Here is a 21,337-nt window from a genome sequence, read left to right on the forward strand (position 1 = left end):
GAGGCCTCCCGCGCCGATCGGGTCCCGTGCTCTGCCCCGGGGGTGACGGGGCAGCCGGGCGGCGGCGCGGAGCCAGTGGCAGGAGGGGGCGTGGGGGGGTGGGTCATGCGCTTTCCAATGCATCAGAGGGTCATCAGGTACTGCAGCAGGGCGGTCAGGGCCTGGGCCGCCGACCGCTGGCTCAGGGCATTGCAGGTGACCAACGGCGTGGTGGCCGGCAGGTCCAGTGCCTGGCGCAGGTCGGCCTCGAGATAGGAAGGGGAGTCGGGAAAGTCGTTGATGGCGACCGCGTAGGGCAGTTCCATCTCTTCCACCAGTCCCAGAGAGTCGAACGATTGCTCCAGGTGACGGGTGTCGGCCAGGATCAGCGCGCCCCAGGCCCCGCGGGCGGTCTCCTGCCAGATGTGCTGGAAGCGTGCCTGCCCCGGGGCGCCGAACAAGAACAGCACCAGGTCGTCATCGATGGTCAGCCGGCCCCAGTCCAGTCCGACGGTGGTCGTGGACTTGTCCGGCCGGCCGCGCAGATCGTCCACTCCGATGCTGGCCTGAGTCATCGGTTCCTCCGTCCGCAGCGGGCGGACCTCAGACAATGTGGCGACGAATGTGGTCTTTCCGACACCGAACGCCCCGCCGATCACGATCTTCGCCAACTGGGCGCCGCCGGCCAGGTAGTCGCGGTCAGAGGGCTCTGAGCGCATCGATCACTCTTTCCAGCAGCTCTCGTTTAGGGACGTTGGCCCTGGCTGCGGGCGCGCGGATCAGCAGGTGGCCGCTGTCGACCAGATCGCAGACCAGCACCTTGGTGAGGCCGATCGGCAGTCTCATGGCACCGGCCACTTCGAACAGCGGCATCAGTCGCTGCTCGCACAGCTGTACCAGCTGCCGGTGCTCCGGTCCCAGCCCTTCGACCGACAGTTTTCCCGGCGCGTGGAGCACCGTCAGCACATCGAACATCGGGCGGCTGGGACGGGTGCGGCCTCCGGTCGCCAGATAGGACCGCACCAGCGGCGACCGGCTGCGCCGGGGCACCGTCACGACCCGCTACCGACGTCCTGACGTGCCGGGCTGTTCAGCACGTGACCCACCGACTGCACCAGCTCCTGCGCCCACTGACCCACCCGCCCAAGGTCGGCCCCCTCTCCGGTGGCAATCCCCAGGTAGGTGCCCTGACCCGCGGAGACGACCAGGACATACCCGTCATCGAACTCCACCATCGTCTGACGCCAGCCACCGGCCACGTCCTGCTCGGTGGTGATGAGCTCACCCATTCCCCTGCTGGTCGCCTGTAGCCCCGTGCACGCGGCGGCCATTCGCTGCGCGGTGTCCAGTTCGGGGGCGTGTCTGGTCTGGGCACGCAACAGCCCGTCGGAGGTCAGCAGGATCACTGCGCGGACATGCGGAATGCGCTGCACCGCCTGGTCGAGCAAGAAGTCGACGCTCCCGAAGTTGAACGTATCGGGGTCGAACACGTCGTTCATGTCCTTCACCTGTCGTAGCTGTCGGAGGATTCATCGCCAGCCCGGCGCCCGGCGCGGGTACCTCTTTGAAACGCGCCCAGACGATCGCCCATCTCTTCGGGCGCCCGACGCGGAGGATCCTGCAGATCGTCTAGCTGTGCGGCAGCCGGCAATGGGCTGGCCCTGCGGCGGCGCTGCGGCAATCCCGACGAGCCGTTCACTACCGCAGGGGTCACCGCCGCTGCGCGGGAGGCGTCTGGCCGGGTGCGCTCGATGGGGGTGGTCAGCAACGAGGAAGGAACAAAGATCGTCGCGCGCAGGCCTCCGGAGGAGGATCGCCCGTCCAGGTGAGCGGAGAACTTGTACATGCGCGTCAACGCGGCGATGGCCGGGAACCCGATCCGTGGTGGATCCCCCAACCGCGTGATGTCAACCGGCCGCACCCCTGCGACCAGCTCACGCGCCACAAGCAGCTCTTCATCGGTCATGCCGATCCCCGCATCCTCGACAGTGATCGACAAGCCGTTGTAGGCCCCCAACAAGCTCACCCGCACCGGCGCATTCGGCTCAGACCTGCGCGTGGCATTCTCCAGCAGTTCCGCCAGAGACAGGACAACCGCCTCCACCACCGGCGCGGCCACGGCCACATCGTCGTTCTCGGTGTACTGCACCCGCGAGTAGTCACCGATCGTGGAAATCGCACCGCGCACCACATCGGTCAAGCTCGAGGCGTCCCGCTGCCGGCCCACCCACTTACCGCACAACACGGCCACGACCTGAGCCTTCCGGCCCATCCGCGCGTTGAGGTGGTCCAAGGTGAGTAAGTCATGCAGCACATCGGGGTTCTCGTGCCGATGCTGCATCGCCCTCAGCGCGACCTCCTGCTCGCCGACCAGGGCCTGCACCTGCCCCATGATGCCCCCCAAGGCATCGCGGACCGCGTGGTCGGCCTGCTGGCGGAACCTGCCCGCCGCGGACGCGTACACGCTCATGACCTCTTCGATGTCCCCGGCGAACCGGGTACCCAGCAAACGTTGATCACGCAGGCCTGGTACCGGTTCCCGCCGCGCCGGCTCCGGGGTGCTCATGAGCCGCGGCAGGCGATCGGAAACCAGGTATCTCAGCTCATTGTCCCGGGCATGCAGACCGGCCTCCAGTAATGCCGCCCGTCGGCGGACCCGTTTGCTGATCTGCCACTGTCGCACCAAAAGCATGAACAGTAGCAGGCATACAACAATCAAGAGGCTTATCACGACGGCGGATGCCTGTTGTGTCATATCAACCTTCATGTGGAGCGACGGCAATCAGGAAGACCACCCCAGGGGCGCCGCCTTCTTCGTGCGGCACACCTCGGACCTGACCTACGAGGAAGCCGGCGACCTAGCTGCAAGGACATTCCCTTTGCGCTGGAACGAACACCTGAAATCGTGTCGCCTTGCAGATCAACCGACTTGTCGGATCGGACAGCTCCTCGCCAGATACCGCTTTTGACCTTGACGACCCTCACAAGGGTGACCACATCCGAAGCTGATGGCGACTCCCATCTTGGTTAACACTTCGCGCTGGCTCTGAGCTGCCCGGACATCGCTGACCGCCTCGGCTAGTCACCGGGTACGGTATACAACATGAGTAGCCCGAAAGCGCCTAAGGAATGCCACGGAGGTCATAATATAGACAAACCATGACAAGTGACTGATAATCGGTACGGCAGTGGATGTCGGGGACGTATCTGTCTTCGCGGGCAATGGAGTGGCATCCTGCGAGAGAAGTCCAGCACGGTTTTACTGCCGGGCTCGGCACAACACTGCGTGGCCGGGAACCCGACCAGGCAGTGGGGGGAGTTTTCTGAATTGTTCACTTTCCGGGCCACGGTTGATCTGGCGACGGGCAAGGAGCTGCCGACAGCAACGAGCATGGTGTGCGGATCAGCCAGAGGTATCGGCGCGTCCGCCAATTACCGAAACTGCCATGGCAGACGACGACCAAACGATTAATCTGGCACGATGACTGACCCAAACAACCCGGCAGTAGGCCAGCGAACGGCGTTAGACCTCGATGCCATCCTCGCCGCGAGATGGGCCGATCCCGAGCAGTTCCCTGCCGATGAGTGGATCCGGGCCGAGCGGTTCTGGCACGCGCGCCGGGCCGACGACGAGCGGCTGTTCGAGATCCGCGCGCAGGCAGCCGGGCTTCTCGCCTCGTGGAGCGGGCGTGAGGCGCGCGATGTCGGTTCCTTTGGCATCCAGGTGAACCTGGAGACCAGCGACCTGGACCTCGGGATCGGCTACCCGGTCGATGACCATGACCGGCTGATCGCCGCCATGAAGCCGTACACCGAGTACGTCGGCGAGCGGTACACCCGGTTCGACACCACCCGACTGATCTTCGTGTTCGATCACCGGGACGTCAGGATCGAGGTCTCGGCGCTGACGGAGGCGGACTTCGTCGTGGCGTGCCGCATGCTGGACGAGATCGGCACCGGGATGACCGAGCAGGAGCGGATCGCCCACACCTGGGTCAAAGAACTGCTTCGCGTGGCAGGCCGGATGGAGGAGTACTCGGCCTGGAAGCTCGTCACCTACGCCCGGTACTGCCAGGAGTTCAACTGGGTGCCGATCCCGGAGCGGTCCGCCGACTAAGTGCCGCAGGGATCGGCGGCGTTGATCAGCTGCCAGCCTGCCGAGGCCGCCCACCGGCCGTGCTCGTAGCGCAACCGGTGGGCGGCCTGCGGCGGCAGCACCGCCAGCACCTGCGGGACGTTGTCGCCGATACGGGCGCGGAGCTGCTGAAACGCCTCCTCCAGCATCGCGTCCAGTTCCGCGGTCAGGTGGGGGCCCGCGGCCGGGGCCGTGCCCCGGCCGATGATGCCGATCATGCGAGTGAGTACCGCGAACGCGGCGTCCTTGATGACCACACGGGCCGCGCGTACGCGGCGGCGGGGCTCGCCGTCGAGGATCTTCTCCAGCGACTTCAGGGTGTAGTCCAGCGCGAAGTTGCGGTCGACCCACAGTTGCGCCCGCTCCGAGCAGGCGCCGATGCGCAGGTCTGCGAACGTGGCGTCGACGCGGCCCATCGACGGACGCACCGTACCGGTAAGGCCGGCGGCGTGCACTTTGCGGGTGTAGGCGGCGCCGATCAGGCATTCCATGCTGACCAGCATGTAGGAGACGCCGGTGTAGAACGGGCGGCCTGTGCTGTGCTCGGCGACGAAGCGCGGGTCGCGGACGCCGTCGACGATCTGCTCGGCGGTGAGGTGCGGGAGTGGGCGCAGCAGCAGATCAGTGCGGCCGAGGAAGGCGTGCGTGGCCCGCAGTTCCCCCAGGGGCATCAGGTGGTCGAAGGTGATGTAGGTGTACCGGGTCGGCACACCGAGCGCAGACAGGGTCTGGATGCCGAGGGCGTTCTGGTCGGCGTCGGTCTCCTTGTTGAAACGTTCCAGAATGCCTTGAACTCCGGATTCCACGCCGAACAGGCAGCTGCGTAGCCCGTCGCGGACCGGCCTTCGCCACATGTGAGCGCGCTCGATGTGCCAGTCGCGGTCGTGGCCGGGGTGCGCGACCTGGTCGATCCGGCAGGAGGTCTCCCACTGAAAGCTGGCCTTGGCCATCTCCGCGGCGATCGCCAAAACGCGTGGTACGGCGTCGTGGTCGCGTCCGATGGCCTCCTCGTCCACCAGGTACACGGTGCGGGAGATCTCCGGATGGCGCCGAAACTCCTCGTCCAAGGCCGCCAGCATCCACGGGAGCTGGGCGGGCGCCCCGCCCGCCCAGGTGCCCTTGTGTCCGCGAGGGCAGAACGAGCAGTTGCTGGTGCAGCCTCGTGTCGTCTCCAGCTGCGCCACGCCCTGGTGTTCGAACGTCGAGCCGAGCAGGTCCAGTTCGGGGAAGAAGTCGTCGGCGTCGCGGTTGGGCAGCGTCGCGGTGCGGCGCCGGGTCAGCACGACGGCGCCGCCGCGGGGGGCGCCCACATATCCGATGCCCCGGATTTGCTCACGCTCCAGGTCGCCGTGCCAGTGCGCGATGACGTCGCGGATGGTGGGCTCGCCGGCGCCGCGGGCGATGAGCAGCCGCGGATAGCGCTCCAGCAGCAGCGCCTCGTTGCGGACGGTCAGGCTGCCGCCGGCTAGGACCAGCGGCACCCGATGTTGGACCTGGTCGAGCAGGCGGGTCATCAGCTCATGCTGGCCGAAGGTCGCCGAGACGCCGAGAATGTCGGGGGCCTGCTCTCCTACGGTCTCAAGGATGGTGTCGAGGGTGACGCCGAGCTGCATGTCCATCAGCGTGACCTCGCCCGACAGGGTGGAGCGGGCCGCCCGGGCCAGGTCAGAGATGGCCAACGGAAACCGCGGCAGCGGGAAGTACTCGGGCCGGTACAGCGCCACCAGCAGGACTCGCGGGCGCGTCAGCCGCGTGACCGCCTCCGGGGTCAGGTCGGCGTAGCTGATGAAGGTGTCCCCGGTGTGCAGCCGCAGGTGGGTGGCGGCCCAGTCGGGCCAGGTGCGCGTGCTGTGCGGCTGCCCGGACAGATCGGCCAGCAGCCAGGTGCCAGGCTGCTGGCCGGTAGTGATCGCGAGCAGCCGCCGCTCCAGGGTGCCGGTGATGACGACATCGTGGCCGGGAAGGACGCCGGCTATGGCGTCGCGCAGCGCGGCGGGCCGGGTGCGCGGGACCGCGCGCACCGCCTGCTGCTGGTCGGGGTGGAGTGTGGCCAGGCGGCCGATGGCGTGCAGGAGCAGGTCGTGGCTGGTGGGCACGTCGCTGGTGAGCATGCGGATCTCCGTGTGGACGAAAGACGGCATGGCGACATCGCCCCGGGGCGCCGTTGAGGCGCGCAGGGGCGGGTGAGCGGCGGTGCTAGCTGGCGCTGGAAGTGACGGCGATGGTGGCGGTCATCGCGGCGTGATCGCTGAGCCCGATAGTGCGGGGTTCGTGGTCGTAGCCGCAGTCCAGGGCCGCCTCGACGGGCCTACAGAAAATGTGGTCGAAGCGGTACCCTTGACCGCTGCGCCGGCCGTACCAGGAGTGGTCGGCCAGGTCGAGGTTGCAGTGGCGGAACGCGTCGCCGTACCCGGCCGCGGCGAACGCTCGGTAGAAGTCGTACTCCCAGCGGCCGAACACCGCGTGGTGCGGCTGATGGCCCGGTTCGACGACGTTGAGGTCCCCGGCGATGGCGACGGGGCCGGTTACGGCGAGCGCGCCGGCGAGCGCAGGCAGCTGCGCCGTCACCGCGTCCTGGAACAGCCGCTTGTCGACGTTGCGGCGTGCGTTCGGGCCCCGGGAGGGCACGTACAGGCCGACCACCCCGACGCTGAACCCGTCGTCCAGATGCAGTCGGACGGCGGCGCAGCGGTGGGGGAGGTGCGGCCAGCGGATTTCGACGGGTTCCGCCTGGCCGATCCTGGTGGCGATGAGGGTGAGGTAGTCGGCGCCCCTCCCGGCGCCTCGGTCGTCGGTGCAGTGCACGGCGAAGCCGTGTTCGCTGAGCGCCTGAGTCAAAGCAGCCCCGCCTGCGGCGACTTCGGTCAGCACGGCCACGTCGGCGTCTTGACCGGCCAGCCAGGCGGCTTGCTTGTAGGACCGCGCGGGGCTGGCGTGCTGGGCGTTGAGGGTCATCAGCCGCACCCGGCCCGGCTGGGCCTGGTGCTCGCCGGCGCCGAGGAAGCTGAGCTGGCGCGCATCAGAGCTGGTCATCGGTTTCCCTGAGGGTTTCGTCGACGAGCACCTCCCCTTGCTCATCCAGCCGGGCCTGCACCTGCCCCATGATCAGGCGAGCCTGTTCGATCACCTGCGGTTGCGGCGGCGCCCCGAGCGCGGACAGGTTCCTTTCCACCTGACGGGAGTTGGTGAACCCGACCAGGACGGCGGCTTGAGAATAGCGATCCAGGCACGCCCACAGGGCCAGCCTGATGAGATCCTCCGGGCGCCACCCGACCAGCTGCTGGAGCTCCTTCAGTCCCTCGTCGATGATCCCGATCGCGGGTGGGGTGAACCACCGCTTACGCAGCCGGTGATCCCCCCTCCCCGAAGGCGGGCATCCCGGCCGGGTCGTAGGTGCCGGTCAGCAGGCCCTGCGCGAGCGGCTTGTTGATCAGCACGCCGACGTTGTGCTGCTCGGCGAACGCGAAGATGCCTTGGGAGCTGGCCGCGGGGGACAGCAGATTGTCCCGGACCGCGAGCACGTCAGGGTCGACGGCCTCGAACACCGCGCGGAATCGGGCGGTCTTGTCGCCGCGCTGGCCGGGCGCGACGGCGAGACGGTCGAGTGCGAACCGGTGCGGGCCGCGCATGCCGATCGCACCGATCAGCCCTTCCCCCTGGAAGCCGCGCATCGCCTCCACGGCCGGGCCCAACCATCGGTCACCATCGCCGAAATTGGAGTGGTGCAGGAAGTACACATCCAGCCGGTCGGTCCCCGCGAATACGTCGAACCCTGGGCGCAGGCACCCGGCTGAGGCCACGGTTGAAGACGGTGACCTCCCATCCACGCCGTGCCGCCTCCACCACGACAGCGCTGCCAACGAACCACGAGCCACCAATGACCAATATCCGCACCTCAACATCATCCCCCTGATACTGAGGGGGTGGCGAGCCCCAATCAGACCAGTGGCAGATCACGCGACATCAGGGCAACGGTTACCGCTGACCCCGGTAGTAGCCCACTGCCGCCAGTAGCACATGAACAGCCAATCAGCATCTGCCAATACCGCGAACACCGAATCCTGCAATTACACGAGGACGCGCATCAGAGAACGGTGTCATCTCAGAGAAAACGATCCACTCAGGGAAAAACGCGAGCATTGAAATCTGGCACGACACCGGCCCCGCATCCTGGACCTACTCCAAGGCGTCGGATGTCACAGTAACGAGAACATGTAGACCACGGCCGGTGACCAGACGACGACACCGGCGACATCGTCCCAGGTCAGCCTGGCTGCGCCTTGTTAACCCAACTGGGAGTCGCATCCAACCTCAGATGTCGCAATGATCATCAGACGTTGTCGAGGTCGAAAAGCGGAACCCGCCGAGGCGAGGCATCACCTGGCGGGCTCCTTGGTCGCAATGGAGGTTACGACCCATGGGGCACATTACATTGGCTGGTGCGCCGTGATGAAGGGCGAGCAGACGCCGCCATCGGTCAGGGTTCCCTTGGATCAGGGGAGGTCAGGAAGCAACAGGGCCGACGGCCGTCGTCCAAAGATCGACATCACCACGCCACACGTGGCGCGGATGTACGACTACTACCTGGGCGGCAAGGACAACTACCGCTCCGACCGCGACGCGGCCGAAGAAGTGATCGCCAAGTTCCCCGAGGCGCGTCAGCTCGCTCTGGTGAACCGGCATTTCCTGCGCCGCGCCGTCGCGACCCTGGCCGGACAGATGGGCATCGCTCAGTTCCTGGATCTCGGGTCGGGCTTTCCCACACAGGAGAACGTTCACCAAGTCGCCCAGCGCATCAACCCGGCCGCGCGGGTGGCGTACGTCGATCTGGAAGATGTCGTGCTGGCCCACGGCCAAGCGCTCCTGGCCACCGACGAGCGCACGATCATGGTGCAGGGAGACATCCGGGAGCCGCGGACCATCCTCTCGAGCCGTGACCTGCAAGCCCATCTGAACTTCGACGAGCCCATCGCCGTGCTGCTGATCTTCGTGCTGCATTTCATCAAAGACGAGGAACAGCCACAGGAAATCATCAGAGACCTGATGCAGGAGATGCCTCCAGGGTCATGCCTCGTCATCTCCCACGCAACACCCCGTGATGACCTGATGCAAGGCGTCAAGGCGTACGACAACGCCAGCTCCCCGGTTTCACTGCGCACCGAGCCGGTCATCCGAGCATTCTTCGACGGGTTGGAGCTCGTAGAGCCGGGCCTGGTCCCCTTGGCCCTATGGAGGCCTGGATGGCCTCAGTCAGAACTCCCCTCTAAGGACCTCAAACTGCCGGCCCTGTGTGGCCTGGGGCGGAAGCCTGCATGAGCGCGTCGATGTCCGGTTGTACCTACCGAGCCGCAAGCTGGCCTCCACAAACGAGCACAGGAGCAGGCACCGCAGGAGAGACCACTTCACAGTGCTGCGCCGTATCTGGAGAGTCTGTCGCTATGGCTACGAACGTCTCGTTCGACGAGTTGCCGGTCATGGTGAAAGCTGCCGTTGAAGCACGTATCGGGCTGATCATCGCAACACGGCCGATCCCCGGGGGGCCCAACAGCGTGGTTTCCGCGTACGTGAAAACCAGCGGAGGGGACTACTACGTGAAAGGGCGCCCTGACGACCATCGGCGAGTTTGGACGCACTCCACCGAGTGGAACATCAACCCGTTCGTCGTTTCCGTATCGCCACGTCTGGCATGGCGCATCCGGATCGATGACTGGGACCTTCTGGTCTTCGCATTCCAGGATGGCCGTCATGCGGACTATTCACGGCCCGCCGATCAGGCCATGGTCACTGATCTCCTGCGGCAGCTCGGACGACTTCCTCTTCCTCGTGACGCGTCGGCGAGACGGGCAGAGGAGCGATGGGCGATGCACACCGAGACGCCGGAGGTGCTGGCAGGAGATCATCTGCTGCACACGGACTGGAACCCCCGACACGTCCTGATCGATGAGAAAAGGGCACACCTGGTCGGCTGGAGCTACCCCACTCTGGGAGCGGCGTGGATCGACCCCGCGTGCTGGCTTGTCTGGCTGATCCAGGCCGGCCACAACCCGTCCGCCGCCGAGCGCGCCGCCGCACGCGCACCGTCCTGGGACACCGCCTCCCGCGACGCCTTGGATTCCTTCTCCGCGACGCAGGTCAGCTTCTGGACCTCGCTCGCCCATGAAAAATCTGACCCACGAGCGAACCAGCTCGCCGCGGCCGCCCGGCGCTGGGCGTCGCACCGGCAGCAGCTCAAGCGCTGATAGATCGCGCGGCAGCGTAGTGATTCCCCACATCATGCGCTGCCGCGTCAAGCCGTCCCGCTCCGTGGGAAGCGGGACGGACCCGGCCGCGTGGCTCGTCATGCTCCTGGCTGAGCCCGGCCAGCGCGGTGGCTCTAAGGTCTGCCGAACTGCGGAGCCACCGCACGCGCGTTCCGGTTGACCAGCGACCGACAGCGGAGACCCCCTTTCCCGCCGTTTACTTCAATCCACTCAAAGACCAATACATGCAGGAAAAGGTGTATTGAATCCGTAGAGGGGACCTTCCATGATTGGCGCGCGGCCGTCCGGCGCTGGGCGTCTCACCGGGCAGCTATTTCGCGCGCTGATAGATTGTGTGGCAGCGTGGTGATTCCCATATTCTGCGCTGTCGCGTCAAGCGTCCCGCTTAGCGCGGAGCGGGATGGACTCGGCCGCGTAACGCACGGCTATCTGACCTTGCCGGGATATGGCTAGCTGAGTTCTGACGATGCCGTTTAACGTACTAGGAAGGGTGATCAGGAAAAGTGGTCATCACAGGCGAGACAAGTATTTCTGTGCGAACAACAGCCATCACAACTGTGCGGGGAGGGAGTGTACGTGCCCGTGTCACACGGCTAAGCAGAATAGGGGTAATGAGCTGGCCGGGCAGGTCCGAGTTCTTGAGGCGCTGACAATGGCCTTCGCCTAAAGATCGTGACGCCGGGCTTCTCATGGAGGAAACCCGGCGTCGTTACCCATGAGCTGGGCGGCGGCGCGGTGACCACTCCCATCCGCGCTGCCGCCCCCTTGAAAGAATCATTCATGTCTGCTTCTGCTGACACCGGCATGGGCGTGTCGCCGGGTATATCTCCGGCTGGCTCTGCTGGTTCGGTTCGTGCTCGGTATCCGCTGTCTGCGTATGCCGTGGTGTTTGTGGTGCTGTTTTGCCGGGGACGGTCCGCGCGGTCGTGGACTGGGCGGGCGGGGGCCTGCCGGGGCCTTCGTGGGTGGTGCAACTACTGGAGACGCTGGCGTTACTGGCGGTGGCGCTGTGGTGGGCGTCGGAGGCCGAGGGGCGCTGGGTGGTCCGGGGTGTCGTCGTGCTGGCGGCGTTCGGGGGTGACCTGGCTGCACACGCGGGTTCCGGGGGTGTGGGTGTATGCGCTGTTCATGCTCTCGACGTGCGCTGTGGTCGCGTTGCTGGTGCATCAGCAGATGGGCTGGAGACGGGTCCGGGGTCCGGCGGTGGGCCGGGGGCTGGTGCTGGTACTGGCGGCGGTTCGGGCTCTGTTCGTGGCGAGCAAGGTCATGGGGGTGATCCTGTCGGTTGCGCCGCTGGCCGGTGGCCGGACCCAGTTGGAGGCGTTGGGGGTCACCAGTGTCGGGGTGTTCGTCGTCAGGGCGGTGCATGCGGGGATCGTTGAGGAGGCGGCGGGGGCGTTGCTGGTGCGGGGGCTGGCTGGCCGGGGTGTGCCGGTGTGGGGGATCTATCTGGTGGGGGCGGGTCTGCGGTGCGTCTATCACCTGTATCTGGGCTGGGGTGCGCTGTCGGTGGCCATTATGACGGCGGGGATGATTTTTCTGTACCGGCGGTATGGCCGGGTGGTGCCGTTGATGGTGGCGCACGCGGGATTTGATCTGGGGCAGGTTTTGTTCCCGGGCGTGGTGGTGATGGCGTTCCTGGCCGGGAGTGTCGCGGTGGTGATGTTGTGGATGCATGAGCAGGTGCTCTGCAAACGCTGACACGTCACCCGGATTGTTCGCGGCTCGGGTGCTGGTGAGGCCCTGTCTGGTTGTGGACCGGTGATGTTTCCTGTAGGTCCCCGGCTGATGTTACGGAGAGTTTGACGTGGCCCCTACCTACATGTTTTCCAGTGACTCCGCTAGGCGTGAGGTGCTGGATCGGCTGGAACAAGGCAAGAGTCTCCGGGAGATCGCAGCGGAGCTGCGTTTCAGTCGGAGTGCGCTGCTTCGCGCTCGTACGGTGTACCCGGGGTTTGATGCTGAGGTTGTCGCGGCATCGGGTGGGCGGTTGCTCCCGATTGCTGTGTCTCCGGTCGAGCCCGAGAGTATCTTCTCCGGCTTGAAGATAGACATTCTCAGGGCTGTATGGGTGAATCAGGCCTTCACTAATGACGCGCTGAACGAGATAGCCACCGATCGCGGCCTGACCACAAGGACCTTATGGTCATGGGGCTACGGGATAAGCGGTGGGGCTTGCTCATGGATGAGTCTCTTAGATGCGTTCGTGATCCGCTCTGGAAGCATGGTATTACGACTACGTATGTGCGCCGGTCGTGCCGGTGTCCGGACTGCCGGGTGGCGGCTCGGGGCGGTCGTTAGGCATAGACGAACTTGGCCGGGTTGACGGAGATGCTGTGCCTGGGCGACGTCGGCTGCGGAGCGATGATGTCCACGTCGATCATCAGCATGTTGCCAGCGCGGCCGGCCTGCTGGCAGGCGATCTGCCAAGAGCATTCGAGGTCATATCGGGACGGTGCGCTCACTCTTGAACCTGTAGTCCAGTCGTGGGATCGAGGTGTCAGAGATCTTGCGCTCTGTAGACCATAACCGGTGACCCCTGTGGATCCCTTCGGAAGTGTTCCAGGTCAGCGACGGTCTGCGTTGTTAACCAAACTGGGAGTCGCACCCAGCTCCTAAGGCCGCGATGATCATTACGTCCCGCTGTTCGGGGCAAGGGGGGCGGGTCCGGCTGCGCGGCTCGTCCACCGCCTTGGACTTGAGCCCGGCCGGACCGCGGTGGCCCCGGCAGCCCTGGACATCCGCCGGGGCCACCGACTCCCTTGCCAGGCGGCTGGCGGTTGAGTTACCGAAGCGCGATTAGGAAGGCATCATTTCGTGCTGTTGAAGATCATGAGCCAGAACATCCGGCATGGTGCGCACCTGGACGGCCGGTGGCCGCGCCTAGCCGAGATCATTCGTGGCCAGAAGCCGTCGATCCTGCTGCTCCAGGAGTGCCAGGGATGGCTGGACAACGACATGCGGCAGGTGATCGCGGCCGAGCGGGATCTGGGTATGCGGGTGTGGGTCGGCTACTCGCGGACCCGGGCGTATACAGTGGTCGCGCATGTGCCTGTGCCGGTGGTGGCCTTCGAGAGCAACCCCTACACGCTGATGCAGGGCTATGGCGCGGCCCGTTTCGCCTTCCCCGGCCTGCCGGTGCCGCTGGTGGTGATCAGCACGCACCTGACGGCCTACTCGGTGGAGGCGGCTGCCGCGGAGGCGCAGCTGCTTGCCGCGCGGGCCTACCGGTATGACGGGCTGGGCGTGCTGGGCGGGGATTTGAACTGCTGCCCGGTGGGTGACCCGGAACCTGACTGGGAGCTGGTCCAGCCCTACAACCGGATGAACCGCTGCCTTCCGCGTGCCTCTGCGAAGGAGCCGTGGCGGGCCAACACGATCGTCGGGGACAAGCTGGCCGCCGCCGAGATGATCGACGTCGCCGCTCACCTGGCCGATCTACGGGGCGATGCGTCCTTGCGGGCGGCCACGGGAACGGGCCTGGTCCGCGTCGACCAGTTCCACGTCACCCCCGCCCTGAAGGACGCGATCGTCGACTACTACCCGGTGGATCCCGACGGTGCCAGCGACCATTCGGGCATCGTGACCGTGCTTGATACCGACCGCATCGACACATCGCGGATACGACCTTTCACCTGAACACCGCACATCCAGGCCCACCCCGCGTCGGCGGCGTACTCATCGAGGACTGGCCTTCAGAACGCATGGCCCGGCGGCTGTGACGTGCCGCCCGCTCTGCTCAGGAGGTGAGCGGGATGGTCCGACGTTCGGCCGTGTGCTCTCGCCACGTAGGAGCGCGTGGCTGGAACCCGGCGGACCGCGATGTCACAAGGAGGATGGCACGTGATCAGATGCATCGCCTTCGATTTCGGCGGCACGCTGGCCCCGAGGCACTCTAAAGCGGTAGACCCGGATGCGATCGTCGTCTTGAGCTTGCTTCGCTCCCGTGGCTATCGGCTGGTGTTGGCCAGTAACACCCTGCCGCACCAGGATCGTCGTGCGGCCCTCGTGCAGGCCGGCGCCGACCGATTCTTCGCCGCACTGATCCAGTCGCATCAATTGGGGTTCGCCAAACCTCAGCCGCAGTTCTACGAGGCCGTGGAAGAGGCTGCCACCGTGGATAGCCCGGGTCAGATCCTTTTCGTGGGAAACAACATCACCAAGGACGTCGCCATGCCCATCGAATACGGGATGCGCGCCGTACTGCTCCGATCTGAACCGCCGGCGCCTTGCGAGCGACTTCCCGCCGGAGCGCTGCTGCTCTCAACTTTGCATGAATTGCCCGGACTGCTGGACCATTTGGAGACCGGATGCTGATCGCCTCGTGGAACCTGCGGAACGGCGGAATCGATGCCGGCGACACTGGCCGACTGACCCGCCAGCTCGGCCTTCTGGCCGGCCTGGTGGCCGATGTCATCCTGATCCAGGAGGCCAAGCACTGGCTGCTCAATGGCGCCCACGGCCTGCACCTGGCCGAGCGAACGCTGGACATGCGCGGGTATGTGGCCCGGGCCGACCGACATGACTGCCACCTGGTGGTGCTCATCCGCCCTGGCCGCCGCTTGGAGGTGTTGCGGGAACGTCATGAACGGCACCCGCCGTTCTGGCATGCCCAAGCGCGAGTCGAATGCCGCATGGCAGGACTCGACCGCCCGCTGATAATCGCCTCTGCGCACTTCGCGCCCTTCAACCCGGCCATCCGGGAGGAGGAGGCGCGTGCCAGCAGTGATCTGGCGAAAGGCTGGGCGGTGCTGGGCGGTGACTTCAATGACCCTGGCCTGGGTGACCCCGCCGTGGACTGGCGAGCACTGCCGGGATACAAGCAGGTGAGGCACGGCCCCGACGACCGGGCCGCCGCTCGCTCGCTGCAACAGGCCGGATTCGTGGACGTCGCCGGTTTCCTATCCGACCAGCGGAACATTCCGGGCCTGCGCGCCCCCACCGCGGGGTTCGGGCAGGATTCGACTCCCATCCGCTGCGACCGGATATACGTCTCAAAACCACTGGAACCGGCCATCACCGACTACCTAATGGTCGAACAAAACGACTCCGATCATCACCTGATAACCGCCCACCTCGATCTGGGAGAGGCCAGGGCTATTGGTAGATGATCACCCGGCACACTACTGACCGCCTCCCCCATCTGGCCGCGGCCGCCCACGCCAAACCTGACCCATGGACCTACAAGCTCGCCGAGGCGGCTCAGCGCTGGGCATCGCACTGGCGATCCATGCGCTGACAGACTGCGTCACGACGTGGTCGAATTCCCCACGTCGCACGTCGTCACGTCTTCAACCGCCCTGATGTTCGGGTCAAGGGGCGGGCCCGGCTGCGCGGCTCATCCACCGCCGTCGACTGAGCCCTGCCGGATCGCGGTGGCCCCGAAGGGGCCCAATACCTTACGGGGCCACCGCCTCTGGTTTGCCCATAAAACGACGAAGACGAATAAAGCGCTGCCTGGCAGCGGGTCGGCGCAGAAAGGCGAAATGAACACCACGACGTTGTGGCCGCACCAGCAGGACGCGGTCGATGCGGTACTCAACGAGATCGCACCAGGCGGCCGGGCGTTGGCCGTCTTGGCGTGCGGCACCGGCAAAACCCGGATCGGCGCCGAGGTCTCCCGGCGGATCGGAACGCGCCGGGCGCTGGTCCTGGTGCCCACCCTGGAGCTGCTCGCGCAGACCGCGCGGGCTTATGTGGCGCATCTGGGCGCGGAGACGGGAATGATCGTCGCGGTGTGCTCGGACCCCGGGGTGATGGTCCACACCACGCGCATCAACGCCAGCCTCGGGTCGTTGACGGCCGGAATCACGACTGATCCGGTGGTGCTGGCGGACATGATGTCACGCTGGCACCACATGACGGTGTTCTGCACCTTCCAGAGCCAGGGCGTGATAGCCGAAGCGCACACCCGGGGTGCTCCCGCCTGGGATTTGATCGTCGTTGACGAGGCGCACCTGAGTGCGGGCCGCGCGGGGAAGAAATGGTCTGACGTTACCCGGGACGATGCGATCCCGGGTTCGCGGCGTGCTTTTCTCACCGCTACTCCGCGGATCATGGACGTCGACGATGACGACGCCGTCAGCATGGACAACCCGCAGATTTTCGGCCGCGAGGTGTACCGGCTTCCCTTTGGGCAGGCGATGCACAAAGGTCTGCTGGCCGACTATCAGGTGGTGGTCCCTCTCGTTCATACCGACGAGGTGCGCCAGGTCCTGCGCGGGGATCGGGTCCTCGCCATCGGGTCCAAAAGCGTGCCGGCGGAAATGGTCGCCGGTCAGATCGCGCTGCTCAAGGCGGCTCGCCGATACAGGCTCAGCCGGGTGATCACCTACCATAGCCGGGTCGCGGGAGCGGTGAAGTTCGCCACCACCCTCCCGGATGTGGCCCGCCTGCTGCCAGAGGACGACCGGCCGGCGGCGGTCCAGGCGGCTTTCGTGTCCGGGGCGATGTCCCTGGACACCCGTCACCGAGTGCTGGAGCAGCTTGTCCACCCCGGGGACACGACCATGGTCGTGGCGAATGCCCGAGTCCTGGGGCTGGGCGTCGATGTTCCAGAACTCGACGCGATCATGTTCGCGGATACGCGCAGCAGCACGGTCGACATCGTGCAGGCCATCGGCCGCGTGGTCCGTCTGGGCAAGAACCCCGGGAAGACCGGCACGATCATCGTGCCGATCATCCTCTCCGACGGCGAAACCCCCCAAGCCGCGCTGGAGGGCTCGGCCTTCCAGCCGGTATGGCAGGTCCTTCGCGCCCTGCGCGCGCATGACGAGCGTGTGACGGACTGGCTCGACTCCACGCGCAGCGACCTCATCAACGGGTCATCCGAACAGCAGGAGGCATCGCAGCGGCCGCCCGCATGGCTGCACGTGATCGGCACCGACATAGGCAGCGACTTCGGTGAGGCGATCACCGTACGGACCGTTGAGGCCGTCTCCTCATCCTGGGAGATCGGCCTGGCCGCGGCGCGCGGCTACTACGAACAGAACAAGCATCTGCTGGTACACCCCGACTATGTCGCCCCAAGCGGGGTGCGCCTGGGCGCGTGGGTGAAGAACATGCGCGCGGCACGTCGGCGTTGGCATATGTCCGCCCAGCGGGTGAAAGCGCTGGACGAGATCGGCATGGTGTGGTCACCCAACCAGGAACACAGGGCGCGCTTGTTCGCGATGTTGAGGCAATTCACGGAGAAGAACGGACACTGCGACGTCCCTGAAGCCTGTGTCGTGGACGGCGTGAGACTCGGATCTCAAGTCCGGGCACTGCGGCGTGTCTGGAAGAACGGATCGCTGTCGGCGGAAGAGATAGCCGAATTGCAGAAGATCGGGTTCCGTAAGGAGGTAAGGCCTCCGTCCGGCTGGGACCGCGGATTGAACGCCTGCCAGGAGTACTACAACGCGAATGGGAACCTTCGAGTACCCGAGGGATACCGGGCGTCAGACGGTATGAAGCTCGACGCATGGCTGACAAAGCAGCGCAGGCACAGGCGTGAGGGCCGCCTTACCGACGCACAGTCCACGGCACTCAACGAGCTGGGCATGGTCTGGGAGAACTCCTGGGAGCGTGGGGTCAATGCCTGCCGCGCCTTCTACAAAGCAAACGGCCACCTGCGCATGCCTGTTAAACAGATGACGCCGGATGGATTTGGACTGGGCCAATGGGTCATGAACAGGCGCAAGGACAAGCGTGACGGCCGCCTCACCGGCGAGCAGATCGAGACCCTCAGCAAGCTGGGCATGGTCTGGGAGAACTCCTGGGAGCGCGGCGTGAACGCCTGCCGCACGTTCTACGAGGCAAACGGCCACCTTCGCATCCCTCCTCGCTACCGATCGCCGGATAATCTAAGGCTGGACAGATGGGTAGCAGGACAGCGCGCAAATCGGCGCACCGGCCACCTTACGGACGAGCAGATCGAGACGCTTAATAGTCTGGGCATGATCTGGGACGAATATTGGGAGCGTGGCCTGAGCGCGTGCCGCGAACACTTTGAAAAGCACGGGCACCTCACCGTCAGCAGGAACTATCGATCATCAGACGGTTTAGCGTTATGTCCCTGGCTTGTCAAGTATCGCAAATTGGGCCGCGACGGCGGTCTCACGGCGCAGCAAATCGCCGACCTAGATGCCGTTGGCATTATCTGGGCCACGCCGAGGTATCCGATGACTCGTCCCACTCCTCTCGAATCGGAGACGGCAGACGCAGTTCCAGGCGAGCCTGCCGATCAAGCCCTCGCTTCCCACAGGAAGCTGAGGCTCCCCCTGAAGAAAGGAGCCTTATCGATTAACGCATGACAGCACTAAAACAGTAATCGGAAATGCAAGCAGGGAGCACTTGGCCCCTCCCGTCATCCTCACACGCGGGAGGGGCTTCCGTTCTGATGAGAGGCGCCGGCAAGCGTACGCCCGGCCGCTCACTTCACGCCTAGTCGTCAGCCACGCGAAGTAGCAGCTCGATTGCACGCAGGGCGTCGTCGCAGGTGATGCATCTGTTCCGGCGTGTGGCGCCCTATGGGCCCGTCGGGCCCGCTGTGCAACCGCCCGATCTCTCGACGGGACAACCGAGAGGTCACGATTCGTGGGGTAACCGCTTTCGAATAGCGCGCAAATGGCGACGATAGCCGCGTGAGCAAACGCTGCAGGTTCAGATGGCAGATCCCGTTCGCTGTGCTGATCATCTTGACCATCGGCGCGCTGGTGACCGCCGTGGTACGAGCGCTGACTCCGGCGGCCGGGGTCAGCCTCGCAGACCTCGCCGCCGTAGTTCTGCCGCCACCAGGCGCAGTAGCGGCGTCGGCCCGGTCGACGAGGATTGCGCGGTGGGGTGTGCCAGGCAGCACCGGCCTCGGGACGGTGGAGTCGCCGTGGATGACCACACGGTGCAGGCGATCCATGGCTGGCCTTGGTGACCACCGGTCGCTCAGCGGGGGAGCGTGGCACCGGTAGGGCTCCATCGGTCCGCGTCGCAGGTCGGCATTGGTCAGGCGTCCGCCATAAATCTACAATGTAAAGGCGCTGGGTTGTTGCTGACCCATAACAACCCGCGCGCAGCTCGAGAAGGGCTGCGAAGACAGCCGACAGCCCCTCGCATGGGCGAGCCCATCCGCTGCCCTTCCTCGGCCAGCGGGGTCCGGGCATGGGAGAGCCGGCCATCAAACCGCCACAACCCCGGGCGACGCCTGGCCGTGACCCTACAAAGCCAGCCGGTCGCGGATCGCGCGGCGCTCGGCTTGTTCACGGGCAAGTGCCTGCCGATGAACCTCCGGATCGCGGTGGGCCTCGATGGCCTCGCGTACGATCGTGGCCAGGATGTCCGGGGGCAGGGCTTCGGCTTGGGTGGTGGCGGTGCCAGAAAAGGACCGTCGGTCGGTGATCTTGGGCGGGGCGGTCGGCAGCTGGTAGGTCAGGACCTGGTCGGCGGTGACGGCGACCCGCTCGAACTCCACCTCAGCGCCCGCCGCTTCCGCGAACGCGATGACGTCCTCGGCGAGTGAATTGAACAGATGTTCACCACTGGGATCGTAGTCGCCAAGGTGAAGGATGAGGGTTTTAGGGCCTCCTGACGCCGCCCGTGCGGCCGCATCGTGTTTGCTGGCCAGACCGTCGAAGCCACCGCCGGAGAAGCAGGAGATGCCGAACTCCTCGCCGATCCGTACGAGCTGGGGGACCATGCCCGCGGTCTCGCACCACAGCTCCAGCCGGACGGGCTGGCCCACCTGCCGGTCGACGCGGTAGTCATCGGCCGCCATCGCCACGGTGGTCCAGAAGTCTTCCGGGTCGATGAAGGAGGGCGGGCCCTGCACCGCGATCTGGGTGTCGTCGCGGATCACGTCCCAGGCGATCCGGCCCGAGCGGCGGGCCATGCCGACGTACTCGCACAGCCGCTTGTAGTCGCCCTCCGTCTTGTCCACCACGCCGTCGCTCAGGATCACGTAGAACAGCTGGCGGAGGGAGACGGGAAGATGATCCCGGTAGCGGTCGAGGACGCCGTCGACCGCTGTCAGCACCCGGAGTGTTCTCCGCTTGGGCCGCCAGTAAGGCTGCGGCCCGCGGGGCCGTTTGTTCGGCATCGCACCTTCGCCTCCCGTCCCTCCTCCAGAGTCCGCCATGGCGTCCTTTGCTCAAGAGGCTGCTTTACTTCTCGTCCGTGGGTGCGTCGCGTCGGCGGTTGATCTGGGCCATCAGCTTCGAGGTTGGCGGCGTGGGCGGCGGCGAGGTCGTCGTCGCGGTCCTGGCTCCTTAGTTCCAGGTTTACCACCTGCTGGTCGAGTGTGGTGAGCCGCGCCTTGCACTGTTCGGTGTCCTGGAGGGCGCCGATGCCGGACTCGCGCCAGACCTGCTCGCCCAGGACCTTGCTGAGCCTTGCTTCGAGGCGCCTGACGTGGGCGGCGAGGGCGGGCTGTGCGGGCGTTGGCGGCGAGCAGGTCGGCTTGCAGGGAGGCCCGGCTGACGGCGGGCCTGCGGCCGCCGGGACGGTGTGGGGCTCGGCGGCCTGAGCGTGGACCTGGTCCAGCAGGTTGCGGTGACGGTAGAGGAAGGTGCGGTCGACGCCCGCGCGGCGGGCGATGTCACACGACACTCGGGAAAGCTCAGGAGAAAGGCGTACAGCAGCACGGGCTTGCGTGGGTCGGCCTGGGTACGGCGCCGGACCACGTCGACGTAGGACTGGCTGCCGAAACCCAGCACCGCCAGCACCGGGACACCCAAATACGCCGGGCTCGGTCCACGATCTCCTGCCACCGGACGCCGCCCACGTCGCCCATGAGGTACTTGTACCCCCGGCCGGGAAAAACGCTGCTCAAAGCCACCGTCGATCCGACGCCAGGTTCATAGGCCCCGGGCATGTCACCCGCTGTCGAGGTCCAGCGCGAGTGGCAGGTCAGCTGCGGTGAGATCGAGTCTGGGACGCAGGTATCGGACCGGGTGGCGCCACCTGCCGTGCTCGGCGGCGACGTCGACCTCGA

At 66.0% G+C, this 21,337-nt stretch carries 19 protein-coding genes; 8 read left to right on the forward strand and 11 right to left on the reverse strand.

Translation table 11 applies throughout. From position 1 onward, the window contains the following. Window positions 1-122: 122 nt before the first annotated feature. The 4 genes from DQ384_RS38645 to DQ384_RS38660 form a co-directional block, all read right to left on the reverse strand. Window positions 123-698 (reverse strand): GTP-binding protein, encoded by a 576-nt coding sequence (locus tag DQ384_RS38645; protein ID WP_114033853.1) that lies wholly within the window; start codon window positions 696-698, stop codon window positions 123-125. Next, window positions 679-954 (reverse strand): DUF742 domain-containing protein, encoded by a 276-nt coding sequence (locus DQ384_RS38650; protein WP_245967075.1) that lies wholly within the window; start codon window positions 952-954, stop codon window positions 679-681. The genes DQ384_RS38645 and DQ384_RS38650 overlap by 20 nt, the downstream gene beginning before the upstream one ends. Before the next feature lie 77 nt (window positions 955-1,031). Then, a complete protein-coding gene (locus DQ384_RS38655; RefSeq protein WP_147269067.1) occupies window positions 1,032-1,478 on the reverse strand; it encodes a roadblock/LC7 domain-containing protein in 447 nt (148 codons plus the stop codon). Between the two features lie 5 nt (window positions 1,479-1,483). Next, on the reverse strand, window positions 1,484-2,734 hold the full coding sequence (locus DQ384_RS38660) for an ATP-binding protein (protein WP_114033855.1): 1,251 nt from the start codon (window positions 2,732-2,734) through the stop codon (window positions 1,484-1,486). A 726-nt stretch (window positions 2,735-3,460) separates the two neighbouring features. Between DQ384_RS38660 and DQ384_RS38665 the strand changes: the two genes are divergently transcribed. Then, complete coding sequence (locus DQ384_RS38665; protein WP_114033856.1) at window positions 3,461-4,096, forward strand: hypothetical protein; 636 nt, start codon at window positions 3,461-3,463, stop codon at window positions 4,094-4,096. Here the strand turns inward: DQ384_RS38665 and DQ384_RS38670 are convergent. From DQ384_RS38670 to DQ384_RS38680, 4 genes are all read right to left on the reverse strand, one after another. Beyond that, the gene (locus tag DQ384_RS38670; protein WP_220183374.1) at window positions 4,093-6,225 is read right to left on the reverse strand and encodes a B12-binding domain-containing radical SAM protein; all 2,133 of its coding nucleotides are present in this window, start codon (window positions 6,223-6,225) and stop codon (window positions 4,093-4,095) included. The two genes, DQ384_RS38665 and DQ384_RS38670, sit on opposite strands and share 4 nt — an antisense overlap. Window positions 6,226-6,310: 85 nt before the next feature. Further along, window positions 6,311-7,147, reverse strand: coding sequence for an endonuclease/exonuclease/phosphatase family protein (locus DQ384_RS38675; protein WP_181871664.1), 837 nt, complete (start codon window positions 7,145-7,147; stop codon window positions 6,311-6,313). Then, window positions 7,134-7,286 carry a hypothetical protein gene (locus DQ384_RS41920; RefSeq protein WP_181871665.1) on the reverse strand — a complete coding sequence of 51 codons (153 nt, stop codon included), beginning with the start codon at window positions 7,284-7,286 and terminating at the stop codon, window positions 7,134-7,136. The genes DQ384_RS38675 and DQ384_RS41920 overlap by 14 nt, the downstream gene beginning before the upstream one ends. A 166-nt stretch (window positions 7,287-7,452) precedes the next feature. Next, the gene (locus DQ384_RS38680) at window positions 7,453-7,914 is read right to left on the reverse strand and encodes an aldo/keto reductase (RefSeq protein ID WP_181871666.1); all 462 of its coding nucleotides are present in this window, start codon (window positions 7,912-7,914) and stop codon (window positions 7,453-7,455) included. A 649-nt stretch (window positions 7,915-8,563) separates the two neighbouring features. Between DQ384_RS38680 and DQ384_RS38685 the strand changes: the two genes are divergently transcribed. The 3 genes from DQ384_RS38685 to DQ384_RS38695 all read left to right on the forward strand — a co-directional run bounded on the left by DQ384_RS38685 (window position 8,564) and on the right by DQ384_RS38695 (window position 12,075). Then, window positions 8,564-9,430, forward strand: a complete 867-nt coding sequence (locus DQ384_RS38685) for an SAM-dependent methyltransferase (RefSeq protein ID WP_114033870.1) — start codon at window positions 8,564-8,566, stop codon at window positions 9,428-9,430. 122 nt (window positions 9,431-9,552) lie between these two features. After that, window positions 9,553-10,353 (forward strand): protein kinase family protein, encoded by an 801-nt coding sequence (locus tag DQ384_RS40720; protein WP_147269068.1) that lies wholly within the window; start codon window positions 9,553-9,555, stop codon window positions 10,351-10,353. A 1,134-nt stretch (window positions 10,354-11,487) separates the two neighbouring features. Beyond that, a complete protein-coding gene (locus DQ384_RS38695) occupies window positions 11,488-12,075 on the forward strand; it encodes a CPBP family glutamic-type intramembrane protease (RefSeq protein ID WP_147269069.1) in 588 nt (195 codons plus the stop codon). 596 nt (window positions 12,076-12,671) lie between these two features. Here the strand turns inward: DQ384_RS38695 and DQ384_RS41925 are convergent. Continuing rightward, a complete protein-coding gene (locus DQ384_RS41925; protein ID WP_181871667.1) occupies window positions 12,672-12,839 on the reverse strand; it encodes a hypothetical protein in 168 nt (55 codons plus the stop codon). 352 nt (window positions 12,840-13,191) lie between these two features. Between DQ384_RS41925 and DQ384_RS38700 the strand changes: the two genes are divergently transcribed. From DQ384_RS38700 to DQ384_RS38715, 4 genes are all read left to right on the forward strand, one after another. After that, a complete protein-coding gene (locus DQ384_RS38700) occupies window positions 13,192-14,013 on the forward strand; it encodes an endonuclease/exonuclease/phosphatase family protein (RefSeq protein WP_114033861.1) in 822 nt (273 codons plus the stop codon). 204 nt (window positions 14,014-14,217) lie between these two features. Next, window positions 14,218-14,691 carry an HAD family hydrolase gene (locus tag DQ384_RS38705; RefSeq protein ID WP_181871668.1) on the forward strand — a complete coding sequence of 158 codons (474 nt, stop codon included), beginning with the start codon at window positions 14,218-14,220 and terminating at the stop codon, window positions 14,689-14,691. Further along, window positions 14,685-15,485: an endonuclease/exonuclease/phosphatase family protein gene (locus DQ384_RS38710; RefSeq protein ID WP_114033863.1), complete on the forward strand. Its 801-nt coding sequence runs from the start codon at window positions 14,685-14,687 to the stop codon at window positions 15,483-15,485. The genes DQ384_RS38705 and DQ384_RS38710 overlap by 7 nt, the downstream gene beginning before the upstream one ends. 375 nt (window positions 15,486-15,860) lie before the next feature. Continuing rightward, window positions 15,861-18,668 (forward strand): DEAD/DEAH box helicase, encoded by a 2,808-nt coding sequence (locus DQ384_RS38715; protein WP_181871669.1) that lies wholly within the window; start codon window positions 15,861-15,863, stop codon window positions 18,666-18,668. 896 nt (window positions 18,669-19,564) lie between these two features. Here DQ384_RS38715 and DQ384_RS38720 read toward each other — a convergent pair. Next, window positions 19,565-20,443 (reverse strand): hypothetical protein, encoded by an 879-nt coding sequence (locus DQ384_RS38720; RefSeq protein WP_220183375.1) that lies wholly within the window; start codon window positions 20,441-20,443, stop codon window positions 19,565-19,567. Next, window positions 20,374-20,952 (reverse strand): hypothetical protein, encoded by a 579-nt coding sequence (locus tag DQ384_RS40725; protein WP_147269072.1) that lies wholly within the window; start codon window positions 20,950-20,952, stop codon window positions 20,374-20,376. The genes DQ384_RS38720 and DQ384_RS40725 overlap by 70 nt, the downstream gene beginning before the upstream one ends. Window positions 20,953-21,337: the final 385 nt, after the last annotated feature.

Origin of the sequence: Sphaerisporangium album (genome assembly GCF_003323745.1) — a bacterium.
Taxonomy (GTDB): domain Bacteria; phylum Actinomycetota; class Actinomycetes; order Streptosporangiales; family Streptosporangiaceae; genus Sphaerisporangium; species Sphaerisporangium album.

Coding starts and splice junctions, on each gene's coding strand:
- DQ384_RS38645 (WP_114033853.1), bottom strand. CDS start 698: ATGCGCTCAGAGCCCTCTGACCGCGACTACCTGGCCGGCGGCGCCCAG.
- DQ384_RS38650 (WP_245967075.1), bottom strand. CDS start 954: ATGTTCGATGTGCTGACGGTGCTCCACGCGCCGGGAAAACTGTCGGTC.
- DQ384_RS38655 (WP_147269067.1), bottom strand. CDS start 1,478: ATGAACGACGTGTTCGACCCCGATACGTTCAACTTCGGGAGCGTCGAC.
- DQ384_RS38660 (WP_114033855.1), bottom strand. CDS start 2,734: ATGACACAACAGGCATCCGCCGTCGTGATAAGCCTCTTGATTGTTGTA.
- DQ384_RS38665 (WP_114033856.1), top strand. CDS start 3,461: ATGACTGACCCAAACAACCCGGCAGTAGGCCAGCGAACGGCGTTAGAC.
- DQ384_RS38670 (WP_220183374.1), bottom strand. CDS start 6,225: ATGCTCACCAGCGACGTGCCCACCAGCCACGACCTGCTCCTGCACGCC.
- DQ384_RS38675 (WP_181871664.1), bottom strand. CDS start 7,147: ATGACCAGCTCTGATGCGCGCCAGCTCAGCTTCCTCGGCGCCGGCGAG.
- DQ384_RS38685 (WP_114033870.1), top strand. CDS start 8,564: ATGAAGGGCGAGCAGACGCCGCCATCGGTCAGGGTTCCCTTGGATCAG.
- DQ384_RS40720 (WP_147269068.1), top strand. CDS start 9,553: ATGGCTACGAACGTCTCGTTCGACGAGTTGCCGGTCATGGTGAAAGCT.
- DQ384_RS38710 (WP_114033863.1), top strand. CDS start 14,685: ATGCTGATCGCCTCGTGGAACCTGCGGAACGGCGGAATCGATGCCGGC.
- DQ384_RS38715 (WP_181871669.1), top strand. CDS start 15,861: ATGAACACCACGACGTTGTGGCCGCACCAGCAGGACGCGGTCGATGCG.
- DQ384_RS38720 (WP_220183375.1), bottom strand. CDS start 20,443: ATGCCGAACAAACGGCCCCGCGGGCCGCAGCCTTACTGGCGGCCCAAG.